Origin of the sequence: Salipiger sp. HF18, from assembly GCF_011806505.1 — a bacterium.
In the GTDB taxonomy this organism is placed as follows: domain Bacteria; phylum Pseudomonadota; class Alphaproteobacteria; order Rhodobacterales; family Rhodobacteraceae; genus Salipiger; species Salipiger thiooxidans.
In genome coordinates, this window is record NZ_JAATOS010000015.1 from 14,225 (window position 1) to 33,169 (window position 18,945).

The 18,945-nt window shown below is 67.7% G+C and carries 14 protein-coding genes; 11 read left to right on the forward strand and 3 right to left on the reverse strand.

Annotated elements, in window-relative coordinates; all coding sequences use genetic code 11:
* Window positions 1-118 precede the first annotated feature (118 nt).
* The gene (locus tag HC022_RS03615; protein ID WP_165617065.1) at window positions 119-859 is read left to right on the forward strand and encodes an IclR family transcriptional regulator; all 741 of its coding nucleotides are present in this window, start codon (window positions 119-121) and stop codon (window positions 857-859) included.
* A gap of 38 nt (window positions 860-897) precedes the next feature.
* On the forward strand, window positions 898-2,493 hold the full coding sequence (locus tag HC022_RS03620; protein WP_254884915.1) for a gamma-glutamyltransferase family protein: 1,596 nt from the start codon (window positions 898-900) through the stop codon (window positions 2,491-2,493).
* Here the strand turns inward: HC022_RS03620 and HC022_RS03625 are convergent.
* Complete coding sequence (locus HC022_RS03625; protein WP_167451371.1) at window positions 2,490-3,065, reverse strand: cupin domain-containing protein; 576 nt, start codon at window positions 3,063-3,065, stop codon at window positions 2,490-2,492. The genes HC022_RS03620 and HC022_RS03625 overlap by 4 nt on opposite strands.
* A 163-nt stretch (window positions 3,066-3,228) precedes the next feature.
* On the opposite strand from HC022_RS03625, the gene HC022_RS03630 reads away from it, so the two are divergent.
* The 9 genes from HC022_RS03630 (at window position 3,229) to HC022_RS03670 (ending at window position 15,475) form a co-directional block, all read left to right on the forward strand.
* Window positions 3,229-5,250, forward strand: coding sequence for a hydantoinase/oxoprolinase family protein (locus tag HC022_RS03630; RefSeq protein ID WP_167451372.1), 2,022 nt, complete (start codon window positions 3,229-3,231; stop codon window positions 5,248-5,250).
* On the forward strand, window positions 5,247-6,920 hold the full coding sequence (locus HC022_RS03635; protein ID WP_008887277.1) for a hydantoinase B/oxoprolinase family protein: 1,674 nt from the start codon (window positions 5,247-5,249) through the stop codon (window positions 6,918-6,920). Before HC022_RS03630 ends, HC022_RS03635 begins: the two co-directional genes overlap by 4 nt.
* On the forward strand, window positions 6,917-8,200 hold the full coding sequence (locus HC022_RS03640; RefSeq protein WP_167451373.1) for an FAD-binding oxidoreductase: 1,284 nt from the start codon (window positions 6,917-6,919) through the stop codon (window positions 8,198-8,200). The genes HC022_RS03635 and HC022_RS03640 overlap by 4 nt, the downstream gene beginning before the upstream one ends.
* A 134-nt stretch (window positions 8,201-8,334) precedes the next feature.
* Window positions 8,335-9,453, forward strand: coding sequence for a C4-dicarboxylate TRAP transporter substrate-binding protein (locus HC022_RS03645; protein WP_167451374.1), 1,119 nt, complete (start codon window positions 8,335-8,337; stop codon window positions 9,451-9,453).
* Between the two features lie 22 nt (window positions 9,454-9,475).
* A complete protein-coding gene (locus tag HC022_RS03650; protein ID WP_008886501.1) occupies window positions 9,476-10,006 on the forward strand; it encodes a TRAP transporter small permease in 531 nt (176 codons plus the stop codon).
* A gap of 16 nt (window positions 10,007-10,022) precedes the next feature.
* Window positions 10,023-11,330, forward strand: coding sequence for a TRAP transporter large permease (locus HC022_RS03655; protein ID WP_167451375.1), 1,308 nt, complete (start codon window positions 10,023-10,025; stop codon window positions 11,328-11,330).
* A 370-nt stretch (window positions 11,331-11,700) separates the two neighbouring features.
* Entirely contained in the window at window positions 11,701-12,855 is a 1,155-nt protein-coding gene (locus HC022_RS03660; RefSeq protein WP_167451376.1) for a phosphoserine transaminase, read from the forward strand.
* Window positions 12,856-12,976: 121 nt separating this feature from the next.
* Window positions 12,977-14,572 carry a phosphoglycerate dehydrogenase gene (serA, locus tag HC022_RS03665; RefSeq protein WP_040384596.1) on the forward strand — a complete coding sequence of 532 codons (1,596 nt, stop codon included), beginning with the start codon at window positions 12,977-12,979 and terminating at the stop codon, window positions 14,570-14,572.
* Window positions 14,573-14,755: 183 nt separating this feature from the next.
* On the forward strand, window positions 14,756-15,475 hold the full coding sequence (locus HC022_RS03670) for a metallophosphoesterase family protein (RefSeq protein WP_167451377.1): 720 nt from the start codon (window positions 14,756-14,758) through the stop codon (window positions 15,473-15,475).
* On the opposite strand, the gene HC022_RS03675 is transcribed toward HC022_RS03670, so the two are convergent.
* Together HC022_RS03675 and HC022_RS03680 are read right to left on the reverse strand one after the other, a co-directional pair.
* Window positions 15,422-17,194, reverse strand: a complete 1,773-nt coding sequence (locus HC022_RS03675) for a SulP family inorganic anion transporter (RefSeq protein WP_167451378.1) — start codon at window positions 17,192-17,194, stop codon at window positions 15,422-15,424. The genes HC022_RS03670 and HC022_RS03675 overlap by 54 nt on opposite strands.
* Before the next feature lie 233 nt (window positions 17,195-17,427).
* Window positions 17,428-18,945: bifunctional protein tyrosine phosphatase family protein/NAD(P)/FAD-dependent oxidoreductase (locus HC022_RS03680; RefSeq protein ID WP_167451379.1), on the reverse strand; the 1,518-nt coding region annotated here is incomplete at its 5' end.

Sequence of the window (18,945 nt, forward strand, 5' to 3'; positions counted from 1 at the left end):
CCGGTTTCCCGGCAGCGCCCCGGGGGCCGTTCCAAAGCCGGGATCACGATGCTTGACAGGTGGCGGACAAGTCAGTCACGCTCGAATAACGGATTTATTGACCGATAATCGGATATACATGGCGCGCGATACCAGTCTCTCGGCCGGCAAGGCCATTGTCGTTTTCAAGGCGATCTGCGATTTTGCGCGGCCCTGCTCGATCGCCGACATCGCCGCTGCCGTGGGCTACCCGCGCACCGTGACGGTGCGGATGATCGCCACGCTCGAAGATCACGGCTTCATCGAGCGCGGCCGCCACACCGGGCTCTACGCGGTGAGCCCGGCGCTGCTGCACCACGTGCAGAAGGCGCTGGCCCACAACCCGGTGCTCAGCCGGGTCGAGCTCATCATGCGCGACATCGTCAACCAGACCGAGGACACCGCGCTCTACATGATCCGCAGCGGCGACAAGGCGCTGGTGATGCAGCGGGTCGAGGGCTCGGCGCCGGTGCGCATCTTCGCCTCCGAGGTGGGGATGGAGCTGCCGCTGCATTGCGGCGGCGCGCCGCTGGCGCTGCTGGCCTATGCCCCCGAAGCCGAGGTCGAGTCCTATCTCGCGACGCCTCTGGTCAAGCGGACCGAGCACACGATGACCGACCCGGCGGCGCTGCGCTCGCGGCTGGCCTCGGTGCGGGCGGCGGGCTTCTCGGTCGGGGACGAGGATCTCTTCGACTACGTGGTCGCGGTCGGCGCGCCGATCTTCGACGGGGACGGCACGCTCGCGGGCGCGGTGAGCGTCGGCAACATCATCCAGAGATACACGCCCGAGCGGGTTCAGGAGGTCGGACGGATCCTCATGGACACGATCGCAAAATACTGACGGGGACGGGACGGATGGGGAAAACAGCAACAAAGGCCATGGCCGTCGCCCCGCAGCCGGAAGCGGCGGAATGCGGCGTCGAAGTGCTGCGCGCCGGCGGCAACGCGGTCGACGCGGCCATCGCCATGGCCTTTGTCCAGGGCGTCGTCGACCCGCTGATGTGCGGCATCGCGGGCTTCGGCAGCATGGCGGTCTGGAACGCCTCGGACGGGGCGCATGAATACATCGACTTCCATGCCCCGGCGCCCGCCGCCGCGACCCCCGACATGTGGGAGCACCTGATCGAGGGCGAGGCCCGCGACGGCTTCGGCTTCACGCTCGAGGGGCGGGTCAACGACATCGGCTACCGCTCGATCTGCGTGCCGGCTTCGCTGCGCGCCTACGCCACCGCGCACGAGCGCCACGGGCGACTGCCCTGGGCCGACCTGCTGAGCCAGGCGATCCGCTGGGCGGGCGAGGGCTGGGTGGTGCGGCCGCATGTGCACGGTTGGTGGTCGCAACCCTCGGACATGGGGCGGGTCGCGAATTACGAGCGCATCGCCTACTCTGACGCGGGGCGCGCGCTTTACTGCCGCGAGGACGGCAGCCCCAAGCAGGTGGGCGACCGCGTGGTGAACCCCGACCTGGCCCGGACCCTGCGCACCATCGCGCACGAGGGTGCCGGCAGCTTCTATACTGGCAGCATCGCCGAGGTGATCGCCGCCGACATGGCGGCGAATGACGCGCTGCTCTCGGCCTCGGACCTTGCCGCCTTCCGGGCGAAGATCCAGAGGCCCATCGAGACCGACTACCGCGGCTACCGCGTCACCACCAACCGCCCGCCGGGCGGCGGGCTGATGCTGGCGGAGATGCTCAACATCCTCGAGAATTTCGACCTCGCCGCGCTGGGCCACAACAGCGCCGAGTACCTGCGCGTGGTCTGCGAGGCGATGAAACAGGCGACCATCGACAAGGACGCCCATATCGGCGACCCGGCTTTCGTCACCGTCCCGATGGAGAGGCTGCTGTCCAAGGGCTATGCAGCCGAGGTCGCAGACCGCATCCGGCGCGGCGACAAGGCCGACGTGCCGCGGTTTTCGCCCGACGGGCCGAGCAAGGACACCACGCAGCTCTGCGTCACGGATCACGACGGCAATTGCGTGAGCATGACCCACTCGCTGGGGATGCCCTCGGGCGTGGTCACGCCGGGGCTCGGCTTCATGTACAACGGCTGCATGGGGGTCTTCGACCCGCGCCCCGGCCACGCGGGCTCGATCGCGCCGGGCAAGGCGCGGTTCAGCTCGGTCTGCCCGTCGATCGTCTTCAGGGACGACAGGCCGGTGCTGGTGATCGGCGCGCCGGGCGCCACGCAGATCGCCATGGGCGTGCTGCAGGCGATGCTCAACGTGCTCGACTTCGGCGCCTCCATGTCAGACGCGGTGAGCTGGCCGCGGTTCTCGGCGACCTCGAACCTCATCGACGTGACGAACCGCATCCCGTGGTCGGTCACCCGCGCGCTGGAGGAACAGGGCTACGGCGTCGTGCGCAGCCCGCAGAGCTACGGCATCGCCTGGGTGCACGGCATCCGGATGACGGGAGCCGGTCCCGAGGGCGGCGCGGATCCGGCCACCGACGGGATGGCGCTGTCATGCTAGGGCTTGCGCGACTGGGTGTTGATCCAGAGCACCTCGGCGGGCTGGGTGCCGACGCATTCGAACCGGTGCGGGCGGGTCGAGGGGAAGCCGAAGCTGTCGCCCTCGGTCAGCAGGTAGACGCGGCCCTCGACCTCGAGCCGTACCGCGCCGCTCAGGACATAGCCCGCGTCGAGCCCCTCGTGGCCGTAGGCCTCGGGGCCGGAACTGCTTTCAGGCGTCATGCGCACCATCATCAGCTGCAGCCCGTCGAGCGCCTTGGGCGTGAGAAGGTGCTTGCGGATGCCCTGCGCGCTGACGTCCATCTCGTGGCCGGTGTCGCGACGGATGACGATGCCGTCAACCTCGTCCGCCGCCGGGTCCGCGAAGAAGTAAGACAGCGGCACGTCGAAGCTCGTCGCCAGCTTGTTCAGCGTGCGCACCGAGGGCGAGGAGAGGTCGCGCTCGATCTGGCTGAGCGAGCCCACCGACAGGCTGGCCCGCGCCGACAGTTCCTTGAGCGAAAGTCCGTGGCTCTTGCGCAGCGCCCGCAGGCGCAGGCCAAGGGTCGAGTCGTTTCGTCCGTGATCTTTCATGCCGCCCTGTCCACTGGCCCTGCCGATCTTGTCCCAGAACATCAAATCTCATGCAAGTTTACGCGAAAATTGAAATTCTCAAGCGTAAAAATGAAAAATAGCTTGCATGGTCGTTATAAAAATGAATTTCTGAACCAAGAAATTCATAAGTGAGGAAGATCGGATGCGCGTCGGGGTGGAAGTCGGAGGAACCTTCACGGATCTCGTGGCCGTTGACGGTGGAGAGATCCAGCTGCGCAAGGTGCCGTCCACGCCGTCGAGCCCGGACATCGGGGTGCTGAACGCGCTCGATCAGGCCGGGGTGGCTCTGTCGGGGGTGGGAGATCTCGTGCACGGCTCGACCGTCGCCACCAATGCCCTGCTCGAGCGCAAGGGCGCCAAGGTGGCCTTCGTCGTCACGCGGGGCTTCCGCGACATCCTCTTCCTGCAGCGCCACGACCGCCGTAACATCTACGACCTGCGCTACAAGCGGCCGCGCCCGGTGGTCGACCGCGCCGATTGCTTCGAGGTGGCCGAGCGGGTCGATGCCTCGGGCGCCATCGTGTCGAAGCTCGACGTGAGTGCCGAGGTCGCCCGCCTCGTGCCGCTGCTGCGCGCCGGGGGCTACAAGTCGGTGGCCGTCTGCCTGCTGTCCTCCTACGCCAACGCCGCCCACGAAGAGGCGCTGCGCGCGGCGCTCAACGCGGCGCTGCCCGAGATGCTGGTGACCGCCTCGGCGGATGTCACCCGCGAGTTCCGCGAGTTCGAGCGCGCCTCGACCGCGACGCTGGCCGCCTACGTGCAGCCGGTGATCGACAGCTACCTGTCGCGGCTCGAGACCGAGCTCGGCACCCGTGGCTTCGCGGCGCGCTTCTCGATCATGCAGTCGAACGGCGGGCGCATCCCCGCGACGGCCATGCGCCGCAACGCCATCTCGGCGCTGTTCTCCGGGCCCGCCGCGGGCGTCGTCGGTGCCATCCGGCAGGCCGAGCGCGCGGGAACGGGCAACGTCATCACCTTCGACATGGGCGGCACCTCGACCGACGTCTGCCTCGTGACCGACGGCAAGCCCGGAATCTCGCCCGATACTGAGCTCGACGGGCTGCCGGTGCGAACCCCGGTCATCGACATCGCGACGGTGGGCGCGGGCGGCGGCTCGCTGGTGTGGATCGACGACGGCGGCATGCTGCGGGTGGGTCCGCGCAGCGCCGGCGCCGAGCCGGGACCGGCCTGCTACGGCAAGGGCGGCACGCTGCCCACCATCACCGACGCCCATGTCATTCGCGGCACCATTCGCCCCGAGGCCTTCCTCGGTGGCACCATGGAGATCGACCGCGCCGCCGCCGAGCGCGCCTTCGAGCCCATCGCGCAGGCGCTGGGCTTGACCGTGGCCGAGGCCGCCACCGCCGCGCTGCGCCTCTCGACCGCCAACATCGTGCGCGCCATCCAGCTCGTCTCGACCGAGAAGGGCAACGACCCGCGCGACTACGCGCTGGTGCCCTATGGCGGGGCCGGGCCGCTGCTGGCCGCCGAGATCGCCGAGGAAATGCAGCTTTCGCGCGTGGTGGTGCCGCCGAACCCCGGGGTGCTCTCGGCCTACGGGCTCATCGCCTCGGACTTCTCCAAGATCACCGCCATCACCCGCCGCTTCGTGGTGGATGCCGATGCGCCGGAAAAGGTCCGTGCCGCCCATGCCGAGATGGAGGCCGCCGCTCGCGCCGATTTCGAAAGCTACGGGCTCAAGAACGGGCTCAGCTTCGAATTTGTTGCCGACATGCGCTTCGTGGGCCAGGCATTCGAGGTGCCGGTGGAGCTGTCGCCGCAGACGCTGTGCCACCTCGATGCGCAGAAGCTCGAGGACCTGTTCCAGGCAGCGCATCACCGGATCTTCCTTCACGGCGGGTCCAGGGGCCAGAAAATCGAGGGCGTGGGGTTCCGCCTGAAGGGGACCCCCGCCCTCGAGGAGCTGCCCCCCCTCCCCGGGCGCGCCAGCGGGGGGACGACGCCCAAGACCAGCCCCGTGGTGCTGCCCGACGGTACCCCCGGTACCGCCGCCGTGCACGCCGCGTCGAGCCTGAAGACCGGCGAAGCGGTCACCGGCCCCGCGCTGATCGAGGGCTATTCCTCGACCACCTACGTTCCGCCCGCATGGGCCGTCGCCCGTGACGCCGAAGACAACCTGATCCTGACGAGGGCCGCGCAATGACCGTTTCCGCCATCGACTACGCCGTTCTCAGCCAGGCGATCCTCGCCGCCGCACGCGAGATGGGGGCAAAGCTCATCCGTTCGGCCTATTCCACCATCCTGCGCGAGGCCCGCGACGGCTCGGCCGCGATCCTCGACCGCGACGGCAACACCGTGGCGCAGGCCGAGCTTATCCCGATGCAGCTCGGCACCATCGGCTCGGTGTTCCAGGCCTGCGCTCGGGAATACGATCTCGACGAGGTGGGTCCCGACGATTTCTTCGTCATCAACGACAGCTATTCCGGCGGCCAGCACCTGCAGGACGTGTTCTTCTTCCACCCGATTTTCGCCGGCGACCGGCGCGTCGGGTTTGCCGCCTCTGTGGCGCACCACCTCGACATCGGCGGCGGCTCTCCGGGTCTGTCGGTGCACGCCCGCGACGTGCACTCCGAGGGCATCATCATCCCGCCCACCAAGTTCTCGATGTCGCGCGACTGGAACGGCGGCATGCTGGAACGCATCCTGCGCGCCAACGTCCGCGCGCCGCTGCAGACCATGGGCGACTTCAACGCCCAGATCGCCGCCAACCGCGTTGGCGCGCAGCGCATCGGCGAGATGTGCGAGCGCTACGGCGCCGAAACCGTCGAAGAGGTCATGGCCGAGTTCCAGAGCTACACCGAGCGCCGCGTCCGTGCCGCCATCGCCGAGGCGCCCGACGGTGTTTACTTCGGCGAGGCGGTGATCGACGACGATGGCGTCGGCACCACGCCGGTCAAGGTGACGTCGAAAGTCACCATCGAGGGCGACCGGCTGACGGTCGACTACACCGGCACCGACCCGCAGGTCTCGACCAACCTCAACGCGCCGCTGGCGGCGGCGATCTCGGCCACGATGTCCTGCGTGAAATCGGCGCTGACCTCGCCCGACATCCCGTTCAACGCGGGGCTTACCCGGTCCATCGACGTGATCGTGCCCGAGGGCAGCATCCTCAACCCGCGCTATCCCGCCCCGGTCCGTGCGCGGATGGAGAGCTGCTACCGCGCCTTCAACGCGACCATGATCGCGCTGTCGCAGGCGGTGCCCGAGAAGGTCATCGCCAACGGCTTCGACTGCACCACGGTGGCCTGCCTCAGCTGGCTCAACGACGGCGCCTATTCGGTCTATCTCGAGATCTTCGGCGGCGGCTACGGTGCCTCGGTGGCCGAGGACGGCTGCGACGCCATCGACGGGCCGATGTCCAACTGCGCCAATACGCCGGTCGAGGCCATCGACCAGGATTACGAGTTCTTCCGGGTCGAGGAATACGCGCTCACCCCCGACAGTTTCGGCCACGGTACGATGCGCGGCGGCACCGGCTTCGTGAAGACCTTCCGCATCCTGCGGGACGGGGCGACGGTGGCGCTGTACGCCGACCGCTTCACCACCGCACCGCAGCCGCTCTTTGGCGGCGAGGCGGGGACCATGGGCGCCTGCGAGATCCACCGCGGCGACGAGGTGATCCGGCTGACCTCCAAGGACATGGCCGACCTCAAGGCGGGCGATCTCGTGGTCTTCCGGCTGGGCGGCGGCGCGGGCTACGGCCCGGCGGCGGACCGCCCCGCGGCGCTGGTCGCGGACGACCTGCGCAACGGGCTCATCACCGAAGACACGGCGCGCGTGGCCTATCCCGCGCAGATGGAGGCGCTTGCATGACACGATCCGCGGATCTCTGGGACAAGTCGCTCTGGTACGCGACGGCGGAGGAGCCCGACCCGGGCTCGGATGCGCCCGCCGATGCGAAGGTGCTGGTGGTGGGCGGGGGCTTCACCGGCCTCTCGACCGCGCTGCACCTCGCCGAGCGCGGTGTTCCGGTGACGCTGATCGAGGCCGAGAAGATCGGTTACGGCGCCTCGGGGCGCAACGGCGGGCAGGTGATCCCGGGGCTGAAGCTCGACCCCGCCGAGATGCGCGCCCGCTGGGGTGCCGAGGCGGGGGGGCGGCTGGTGGCCTTCGCGGGCGGCGTGGCCGACACGGTCTTCGAGCTCATCGACCGCTACGCCATCGCCTGCGGTGCCTCGCGCAATGGCTGGATCCAGGGCGCGCATTCGTCGATCGCGCTGAAGGCGGTGCATGGCCGTGCCCGCGAGTGGGAGGCCGAGGGCGCCCCGGTCGAGATCTACGACGCGCAGGCCATGGCCGATGCCACCGGCGCCGTGGGCTACACCGGCGGCTGGCGCGACATGCGCGCGGGCCAGCTCAACCCGCTGGCCTACGCGCGGGGCCTCGCCCGTGCCGCGCGTGAGCGGGGCGCCACCGTGGTGACCGGCAGGCGCGTCAAGGCCATCACCCGCAACGGCGCTGGCTGGGCGCTCGACCTCGGGGGCGAGACGGTGCGGGGCGAGACGGTGGTGCTCGCCACCAACGCCTATGATGCGACGCTGATGCCGAAGCTGGCGCGCTCGATCCTGCCGGTGCAGTCCACCGTCATCGCCACCGCGCCGCTGACCGGCAACGTGGCGAAATCCATCCTGCCGCAGGGGGCCTGCGCCTCCGAGGTCCGCAAGCTCGCCTTCTACTACCGCATGACCCCGGACGGCCGTTTCGCCATCGGCGGGCGCGGCGCGACCGGGCCCGAGCACAGCCAGGGCCTGCAGGACGCGCTCGAGGGCGGGATGCGCCGCCTGTTCCCGCAGCTGGGCGACGTGCAGGTCGAGAAGGCCTGGTCGGGGCACCTCGCGCTGACCATGGACCACCTGCCGCACCTGCACGAGCCCGAGCCCGGGCTCTGGGCGGTCGCGGCCTACAACGGGCGCGGCGTCGCCATGGCCACCGGCATGGGCGCCGCGATGGCCGGACGCATCGCCGAGGGCACGCCGCTGCCGCTGCCCGACACCAGGATCCGCCCCATCGCCTGGCACGCCCTGCGCGGGCCGGTGATGGACGTGGGCGTCCGCTACTACTGGATGAAGGACAAGCTGGGCTTCGCCTCCTGAGGCGCGGCCGACGGACCCGCGAACCGGGCCGTACGATATTTCGCCTCCCCCAACCGGAGGCTGACACGGCATCGCCCCGCAAGGGCGGGCCGCAATCGACGCCGGCAAAGACCGGCACCAACAGGGAGACGACCATGACGAAGACCAAAGCACTGCTGCTCGCCTCGGCGCTCGGCGTCGCGCCCCCGGTCGCGGCGGAAGACATCACCGCCTCCATCTGGTTCCCGGAAACCCACCCGATGACCAGCGAGGGCTACATGGCGCTCAAGGACACCATCGAGGACGCCTCGGGCGGCGAGCTGACCATGACGCTCTACACCGGCACGTCGCTGCTGCCGCCGGTGGCGCACCTCTCGGGCCTGACCGACGGTATCGTCCAGATGACCTACCATGCGGGCACCTACACGCCCTCGGACCTGCCCGAGGACAACACCGTCGCGGCGCTGGCCATCGCGCTGCCCGACAGCATGACCGCGGCCATGGCGATGGCCGATTTCTACATCAACGACGAGGTCATGCAGGGGATGTTCGACCGTCTCGGCATCACCTTCCTCGGCTCCTACGCCTCGCCGCAGTACACCATGATGTGCTCGTCCGAGATCACCACGCTCGACCAGATCAAGGGCAAGAAGCTGCGGATGCCCTCGCCGGTGCACGCCGCATGGGCCGAGAGCGTGGGCGCGGTGCCGGTGACCGTGCCGTCGTCCGAGATGTTCTCGGGGCTCGAGAAGGGCCAGCTCGACTGCGCCATCAACGCCGCCAACGATCTCAAGTCGCGCTCGCTCTGGGACGTGGCGAAATACACCACGCTGCTCGACTTCGGCCCCTATTTCGCGGGCTGGATGTACGGCATGGACCGGAGCGCCTGGCAGGGCCTGTCCGAGAGCAGCCGCCAGATCCTCGTGGATGCGATCCCCGGCAACGTCGTGCAGATGACCCACGCCTACATCGGCACCGTCGACGAGGCGCTGGCCGAGGCCCCCGACCACGGCGTGACCATCGAGGAGCCGTCGGAAGAGCTGGCCGCTAGCCTGCGCGAGTTCATCGACACGCAGGTCGACGGGCTGGCCGTCGAGACCGGCGAGAAGCTCGGCGCGGTCGATCCCGAGGGGCTCATCACCCGCTTCAAGGAGACCTATGCCAAGTGGGAAGGCCTGATGGCCGACATTCCCGCGGACGATCTCGACGCGATGGCCGAGCTCTTCAAGACCGAGGTCTACGACAAGCTGGACGTGACGAGCTACGGGCTCTGATCGGGTAACCAAGGAGGCGACGATGCTGGCAGGGATCGACAAAGGGCTGTTGTGGCTCGCACGGGGGCTCATCCTGATCGCGGCCGCGGGGCTGGCGCTGATGATGATCCAGACCGTGGCCGACGTCGTCGCCGACAATTTCTGGAACCATCCGATACCGGGGAACCTCGAGGTGATCTCGGTCTATCACATGGTGCTGGTCGTGTTCCTGCCGCTCGCCTTCGTCGAGTGGCAGCACGAGAACATTCAAGTGGACCTGCTCTGGCGCATCATGCCGGACTGGCTGCAGCGCGCGGTCCTGGTGCTGGGCTACGTGGTGAGCGCCGCCTTCTTCGCCATCCTCGCCTGGCGCACCTGGTTCGATGCCATGAACGCCTTGGCCAAGAACGAGATGATGATGGGTAACGTCTACGTGCTGATCTGGCCCGCGAAATTCGTGCTGCCCATCGGGTTCGCCGGGATCTGCCTCGTCACCCTGCGCCACGCCGTGCACGCGGCGATCGATCCGGAGTTCTCGGCCGAGCCCGCGGATCCCACCGAAGGCCATATCTGAGACGGGAGCCGGAAGTTTGGAAAACGTCACCATCGGGTTCATCGGCATTGGCGCCGGAATCTTGCTGCTGCTCCTGCGGGTGCAGATCGGCGTCGCGCTCGGGCTGGTGAGCTTCATCGGCATCGCCGTGCTGCTCAACATGCGCGCGGCCTGGGGGATCATCACCGCGATCCCGTTCAACTTCGTCGGCGACTGGAATCTCACCGCCATCCCGATGTTCCTGCTGATGGGGTTCATCGCCTCCGAGGCGGGGCTGTCGTCGGGGCTGTTCCGCACCATGCGGATGTTGCTGAGCTGGCTGCCCGGCGGGCTCGCCGTGGCCAGCGTGGGGGCAAGCGCGGTGCTGGCGGCGGCCTCGGGCTCGTCGGTGGCGACCTCCTCGGCCTTCGCCCGCATCGCCACGCCCGAGATGCTGCGCTACCGCTACGACCCGGGGCTTGCCACGGGCGTCATCGCGGCGGCGGGCACGCTGGGCTCGCTCATTCCGCCGTCGATCCTGATGGTGCTCTACGGCTACCTCGCCGAGGTCTCGGTGGCAAAGCTCTTCGCCGCGGGGGTGATGCCGGGGATTTTCACGGCGCTGGCCTTCACCGTGATGATCGTGCTCCGGGTGATCCGCAAACCCTCGCTGGCGCCGAAGGTCGAGACCGGTTTCACCCGCGAGGAGGTGCTCGAGGCGGTCAAGGACACCTGGGCGCTGCCGGTGATCATCGTGGGCGTGCTGGCGGGGATCTTCCTCGCGATCTTCACGCCGACCGAGGCAGGGGCCGTGGGTGCGGCGCTGGCTATCGTGGTCGCCGCGCTCAAGCGCAGCCTGACGTGGAAGGTGCTGCTGGCGGGCTTCCGCCAGACGCTGATCAGCACCGCGAGCATCTTCATGGTGGTGATCGGCACCTCGCTTCTGGGCCGGTTCATGGCGCTGTCGGGTGTGCCGGGCTTCGTGGCCGATGCCTTCATCGCATGGGGCAGCTCGCCGCTGATGGTGATCCTCGCGGTTTCGCTGCTCTACCTGCTGCTCGGATGCTTCCTCGACAGTATCGGCATCCTGCTGCTGACCATGCCGATCATCCTGCCGATGGCGAACGAGGCGGGGCTCGACCTGATCTGGTTCGGCATCATCCTCGTGAAGCTGCTCGAGATCGGCCTGCTGACCCCGCCGGTGGGGCTCAACGTCTACATCATCAAGGGCGCGCTCGGGGACCGGGTGTCCCTGACGACGATCTTCCGGGGCGTAGGCTGGTTCGTGGCGGTCGATCTGCTGGTGCTGCTGTCGCTGATCTTCATCCCGGGAATCACCCTCTGGCTGCCGGGGATGATGGAGTAGCGGACAGCTCCCGGGCTCTGTCCGCGAGGGGCCGCGCAATCTGCAGGAGATTTCCAGGGCCCTTTCGGCAGGCGCCGAGGGGGCCTGATGCGCGAATTTCGCGGCGCCGTGCCGCAGCGTGCGCGGGGGTATTCGCGCCCTTCCGGGCTGTCGCGCAACCGATTGACCCCTTTGCGATTTTTGCCCTTTCGTTGGCGCTTTGCCATGCCGCAAGGAACAGCCGCCGCGACGCCGCGGCAGAGGCCCCGCGTGCCATGTTCGGGCGCCCCTTCCAACAGAACGCTTGCCATGTCCGAAAACCGGGCGTATTCCCGGCGGCGGGACACCCTTCCCCAACGAAGGGCATCTATCTGTAAGGTTAGGCTACATAATGGCTGATAAGCACCCCACCGCTCGCCCGGCGAATCCGCGTTTTTCGTCCGGCCCCTGCGCCAAGATCCCCCAATTCACCGTGGATATGCTCGCCGACGCCGCTCTCGGCCGGTCGCACCGCGCCAAGGTCGGCAAGGAAAAGCTCCTTGCTGCCATCGAGGGCACCCGCGAGATCCTCGGCATTCCCGCTGACTACCGCATCGGCATCGTTCCGGCCTCCGACACCGGCGCCGTCGAGATGGCCATGTGGTCGCTGCTCGGCGCCCGCAAGGCCACCATGGTCGCCTGGGAAAGCTTCGGCTCCGGCTGGGTTACCGACGTGGTCAAGCAGCTCAAGATCGACGCCGAAGTGAAGACCGCCGAGTACGGCGAGATCGTCGACTTCGCCGAGGTCGATTTCGACACCGACGTCGTCTTCACCTGGAACGGCACCACCTCGGGCGTCCGCGTCCCGAACGGCGACAAGATCCCCGCCGACCGTGACGGCCTGACCATCTGCGACGCCACCTCGGCCGCCTTCGCGCAGGACCTGCCCTGGGACAAGCTCGACGTCACCACCTTCTCCTGGCAGAAGGTGATGGGCGGCGAAGCGGCCCACGGCATGCTGGTGCTGAGCCCCCGCGCCGTTGAGCGGCTCGAAAGCTATACCCCCGCATGGCCGATGCCGAAGATCTTCCGCATGACCAAGGGCGGCAAGCTGATCGAGGGCATCTTCAAGGGCGAGAGCATCAACACGCCGTCGATGCTGGCCGTCGAGGATTACCTCGTGGCGCTCGAGTGGGCCCGCAAAATTGGCGGCCTGCCGGAGCTGATGAAGCGCGCCGACACCAACGCCAAGGTGCTGTGGGACTTCTGCGACCGCAACGACTGGATCGCGAACCTTGCGGTGGATCCGGCGACGCGCTCGAACACCAGCGTGTGCCTGAAGTTCACCGACGAGCGCATCCAGGACGGTGCCGCCTTCGCCAAGGCCGTGGCCAAGAAGCTCGAGGATTACAACGCCGCCTATGACGTCGGTGCCTACCGGGACGCCCCGGCCGGCCTGCGCATCTGGTGCGGCGCGACGATCGAGAGCTCGGACGTCGAGGCGCTGACCCTCTGGCTCAAGTGGGCCTTCGAGGAAGTGCTCGAAGAGCAGACCGCCGCCGCGTGATCTTCCGGGTGGGCGACACGCCCACCCGACAACCCGGACCTGCCAACACACCCAGATTGACACTGCGGAACGGGCGCATAGGCCCACCGCTTTCTCTCATCGTATCCAAAGGACAAGACCCATGGCCCCCAAGGTTCTCGTTTCCGACAAGCTCTCCGAAACTGCCGTCCAGATCTTCCGTGATCGCGGCATCGACGTCGACTACCTGCCGGATGTCGGCAAGGACAAGGAAAAGCTCGCCGAGATCATCGGCCAGTACGACGGCCTCGCGATCCGTTCCGCGACCAAGGTGACGCCGTCGCTGCTCGAGCATGCCACCAACCTCAAGGTCGTCGGCCGCGCCGGCATCGGCACCGACAACGTCGACAAGGAAGCCAGCTCCAAGAAAGGCGTGATCGTCATGAACACGCCCTTCGGCAACATGATCACCACCGCCGAGCACGCCATCGCGATGATGTTCGCCGTTGCCCGCCAGATCCCCGAAGCCGATGCCTCGACCCAGGCCGGCAAGTGGGAGAAGTCCAAGTTCATGGGCGTCGAGCTGACCCACAAGACGCTTGGCGTGATCGGTGCCGGCAACATCGGCGGCATCGTCTGCGACCGCGCCCGCGGCCTGAAGATGAAGGTCATCGCCTTCGATCCCTTCCTGTCGGAAGAGAAGGCCGAGAAGATGCAGATCGAGAAGGTCGAGCTCGAGGATCTGCTCAAGCGCGCCGACTTCATCACCCTGCACGTGCCGCTGACCGACGGCACCCGCAACATCCTGTCGGCCGAGAACCTCGCCAAGACCAAGAAGGGCGTGCGCATCATCAACTGTGCGCGTGGCGGTCTGGTGGACGAGGCCGCGCTGGCCGAGCTGCTGAAGTCCGGCCATGTCGCCGGTGCCGCCTTCGACGTGTTCTCGGAAGAGCCCGCCAAGGAGAACCCGCTCTTCGGCCTGCCGAACGTGGTCTGCACCCCGCACCTCGGCGCCTCGACCACCGAAGCGCAGGAGAACGTGGCGCTTCAGGTCGCCGAGCAGATGTCCGACTACCTGCTGACCGGTGCCGTGTCGAACGCGCTCAACATGCCGTCGGTGACCGCCGAGGAAGCCAAGGTCATGGGCCCGTGGATCAAGGTTGCCGGCCACCTCGGCAACTTCATCGGCCAGATGACCGAAGAGCCGATCAAGGCGATCAACATTCTCTATGATGGCGAGGCCTCGACCATGAACCTCGAGGCGCTGAACTGCTCGCTGATCGCCGGCATCATGAAGCCCATCTCCCCCGAGGTGAACATGGTCTCGGCCCCGGTGATCGCGCGGGAGCGCGGCATCCAGATCTCGACCACCCGTCAGGAACAGTCGGGTGCCTTCGAGGGCTACATCAAGGTCACCGTGGTCACCACCAAGCGCGAGCGGTCTATCGCCGGCACCGTGTTCTCGGACGGCAAACCGCGCTTCATCCAGATCAAGGGCATCAACATCGACGCCGAGGTGGGCGAGCACATGCTCTACACCACCAACGAGGACGTGCCCGGCATCATCGGCAAGCTCGGCACCCTGCTGGGCGACCACAAGGTCAACCTCGCGAACTTCACCCTCGGCCGGTCGGCGCAGGGCGCTGAGGCCATCGCCATCTCCTACCTCGACGAGGCGCTGGACGACAGTGTGGTGAAGGCGCTCAAGGACACCGGGCTCTTCCGTCAGGTGAAGCCGCTGGAATTCGACCTGGCCTGAGGCCGGTCCGTTGCACCGAACGCAAAGGGCGCCCGCTGAGGGCGCCCTTTTTCATTCCGCAGTTCCAGTCCGCGCGGCGTGGTCCGCGCATCCCCGACATGCGGCGCTAACATTTTCGGTCGGGCAGGGTTGTTCTGCGCTGCAGCAAGGCCAAGTGTAGGGGCGTCAGAAAGGACGATTCAAATGCAGCCGATTTTCGCCGTCGGAGACATCCACGGCCAGCTTGAAGAGCTTCACAAGGTCCTCGACCACATCGCCAGCGACGCTGATGCCGATGCCCCCGTGGTCTTCACCGGCGATTTCGTCGACCGGGGCGCCAACAGCGCCGCCGTCATCGACACGCTGATGCAGGGGCAGACCGAGGGCAAGCCGTGGACCTGCCTGATGGGCAACCACGACCGCTACCTGCTGCGCTACCTCGAGAACCCGGCCTATCAGGACCCCGAGACCTCGCGGCCGCTCTATTACACCGACCCGCCCATCGGCGGCGACAAGACGCTGGCCTCCTACGGGGTGGATACCGACCCGCGCCGCTGGCCCGAGGACATCCACAAGGACGCGCTGGCGGCGGTGCCGCAGGCCCACCGCGACTGGATCTCCGGGCTGCCGCGGATCCACGAGACCGACGAGCACATCTTCGTCCATGCCGGGCTGCGGCCGGGCGTGCCGCTGGAAGAGCAGGCCGAGGACGATCTGGTCTGGATCCGCGAGCCCTTCCTCAGCGACACCCGCGATTACGGCCGGCTGGTGGTGCACGGCCATACGGCGCTGCAGATGCCCGAACTCTACGACAACCGCCTGAACCTCGACGGCGGAGCGGGCTACGGGCGCCCGCTCCATGCGGTGCTGCTACTGGGCCGCGACCCGCTTCTCGTCGGCGCCTTCGGGCGCAGCAATCTTTAGGGCGCACCACGCGTCGTACTGGGACAGGAACACCCGCCCGGTCAGGTCATGCAGGAAATGCGACCGCTTCAGGCGGTCCATCACCGGCCCCTTCACCTCGGTCAGGTGGAGGGTGATCTTCTGCTCCCCAAGGCGGCGGTTCAGCTCCTCCAGAGTCTCCAGTGCGCTCATGTCGACCTCGTTCACGGCGGGGAACATCAGCACCACGTGGCTGAGGTTGCCGCATTCCGAGACGCGGGCCAGCACGTAATCCTCGAGGAAGCGGGCGTTGACGAAGTAGAGGCTCTCGTCCACGCGCAGGGTCAGCACGCCGGGCAGGGTCTCGACGTCGTGCCGCTTCACGTTGCGGAAATGCTGGGTGCCCGGTACCAGCCCGACCTCGGCCACGTGCGGCTTGGAGGTCTTGTAGAGGTGCAGGAAGATCGACAGCAGCACGCCCGCCGAGACACCCATCTCGACCCCCACCAGAAGCGTCAGCACGATGGTCGCGGTGACGGCGATGAAGTCGACCATGGAGTAGGTCCACGTCTTCTTCAGGATCGAGAAATCCACGAGGCTGAGCACCGCCACGATGATCGTTGCGGCGAGGGTCGCCTTGGGCAGGAAGAAGAGCAGGGGGGTCAGCACCAGCGTCGCGATGCCGATGCCAACGGCGGTATAGGCGCCGGCGGCGGGGGTGGCGGCGCCGGCGTCAAAGTTCACCACCGAGCGCGAGAAGCCTCCGGTGACCGGGAAGCCGCCCGAGATCGCCGAGGCGATGTTAGACGTGCCAAGACCGATGAGCTCCTGGTCCGGGTCGATGCGCTGGCGGCGCTTGGCGGCGAGGGTCTGCGCCACCGAGACCGACTCGACGAAGCCGATGATCGAGATCAGCACCGCAGGCAGCAGCAGGGTCGACCACATCGACAGGTCAAAGGACGGCGCCGAGAGCGGCGGCAGGCCCATGGGGATGTCGCCCACCAGCTTCACGCCGCGCGCGTCCAGCCCGAAGCCCCAGGCGATGAGCGTGGTCGCCACGACGGCGGCGACGGGGCCGGCCTTGGCGAAGATGTCGGCGAGCCGCGGACCCATGCCCGCCCGGACCAGCAGCGGCTTCAGCCCCTTGCGGACCCAGAACAGGAAGGCGGTCGCGCCGACGCCGATGACCAGCGTGATCGGGTTGGTCTGGCCGATGTGCTCGGCAAGCGAGAGCACGAGCTCGAGCAGCGTGTGCCCCTCGGCGCTGATCCCGAAGATGTGCTTGAGCTGCGAGGCCGCGATCAGCACGCCCGAGGCGGTGATGAAGCCCGCGATCACCGGGTGGCTGAGGAAGTTTGCAAGGAAGCCCAGCTTCAGCACCCCGAGCAGCGTCAGGAAAACGCCCGAGATGAAGGCCAGCGTGACGGCGGCCAGCGCGATCTCGGCCGGGCTGGTGAGCCCGAGCTGCCCGATCGCCGCCGCGGTCATCAGCGAGACCACCGCGACCGGCCCCACGGCAAGCGCCCGGGAGGTGCCGAAGATCGCGTAGGCCACCAGCGGCAGGATCGAGGCGTAGAGCCCCATCTCGGCCGGCAGACCCGCAAGCAGCGCGTAGGCCAGAGACTGCGGGATCAGCATGATGGTGACGATCACCGCCGCCACGAGGTCCGAGGTCGCGGTGTCCCGGTCGTAGCTGCGTGCCCATGCCAGGATCGGCAGGTAGCGGGTGAGAAGATCGCGTGAGCGGCGGGGGTTCGTCATGGGGTCCGTCCTGGGTCCGTCATGGGGTGCGGCGGTCGGCGCGGGAGAAGGGCTCGAAGAGTCGGCGCGACCGCCTTGGCGCTAGATATATTCAAAATACGGAATTAGTTAAGGGGTGTTTTGGAGATTTGTTCGCACGAATTTCGCCGCGAGGGAACATCCGTCCGGAAATCGCGGCAAACGGCGGACAGGGTTCCTCGACCCCGCCCGCCACTGTGCCAGCGTGTCAGCGCTCAGCTGGCCGAGACCTTCTCGGGTTTCGCCATCCACTCCTTGCCGCGCAGCATCGCCTTCCAATAGACCGGCGGCAGGATCTGCTCCTTCAGCAGCCACGCCGCGCGGGTGGGCTTGGTGCCGTCGATCAGCCATTTCGGGAAGCTCGGGAGCAGCGCGCCGCCATAGCCGAATTCGGCGAGGACGATCTTGCCGCGCTCCACCGTCAGCGGGCAGGAGCCGTAGCCGTTGTAGACCGCGTGGGGCGAAAGCCCGTCGATGTCCGCCGCCACGTTCTCGGCCACGATTGGCGCCTGCATCCGTGCCGCGGCGGCGGTCTTGGCGTTGGGCGCGTTCATCACGTCGCCAAGGCTCCAGACGTTGTCGTAGGTCTTGTGACGCAGGGTGCTCTGATCGACGTCGACCCAGCCTGCGGCATCCGCCAGCGGCGAGACCCGGATGAAGTCGGGCGCGGTCTGCGGCGGGCAGACGTGCATCATGTCGAATTCGACCTCGACCGCGGCGGGCGCGGTGTCGGGCTTGTTGACCGCGAAGGTGGCCGTCTTCGCGGCCCCGTCCACAGCGATCAGGTTGTGGAAGAAGTTGAGCGTCGCGTCGTATCGCGACACGTAGTTCATCAGCGCGGGCACGTAGTCTTTCACCCCGAAGAGCACACCGCCCGCGTTCATGAACTGGATGTCGATGCGGGGCAGAATGCCGGTGCGGAACCAGTGGTCGCCCGAGAGATACATCGCCTTCTGCGGCGCGCCGGCGCATTTGATCGGCATCGGCGGCTGCGTGAACAGCGCGCGTCCGCCCTTGAGCCCCTTCACCAGCTCCCAGGTGTAGGGCGCTAGGTCGTAGCGGTAGTTCGAGGTGACGCCGTTCTTGCCCAGCGTCTCGACCAGCCCCTCGACCTTGCCCCAGTCGAGCTTCAGCCCGGGGCAGACGATCAGCCGGTCGTATTTCACGACGCGGCAACCGTCGAGGATGACGGCGTTCTTCTCGGGCTCGAAGGCGGCGACGGCGGCCTTGATCCAGTGCACGCCCTTGGGAATCAGGCTGCCCATGGTGCGCGCGGTAGTACTGGCCTCGAAAATGCCGCCACCCACCATGGTCCAGCCGGGCTGGTAGTAGTGGATGTCGGCGGGATCGAGCACCGCGATCTCGAGATCGGGCTTGCGGGCCTTGAGGCTGGCTGAGACGGCGATGCCCGCCGCGCCACCGCCCACGACGACCACGTCGAAACCCGCGTCGCCGCTGTCGGTGGGTGTCTTGCCACCGTTCACGATGCGGCGCACGACGCCCGCCATATCATAGCCTGCGGCCTTGGTCGCGGCGAGGATCTGCGGCGGCGTCAGCACCTTGGCCTGGCTCAGGGACCAGAGCGTGGCAGACCGTGTACCGGTGCGGCAATACGCGAAGACGGGGCCGGGCAGCTCGCGCATGGCTGTGCCGAAGGCCTCGGCGTCGCCGTCCTGCACCTTGCCCGAGACCACCGGAAGGTAGCGCGCCACGAGCCCCGCCTCGCGGGCGGC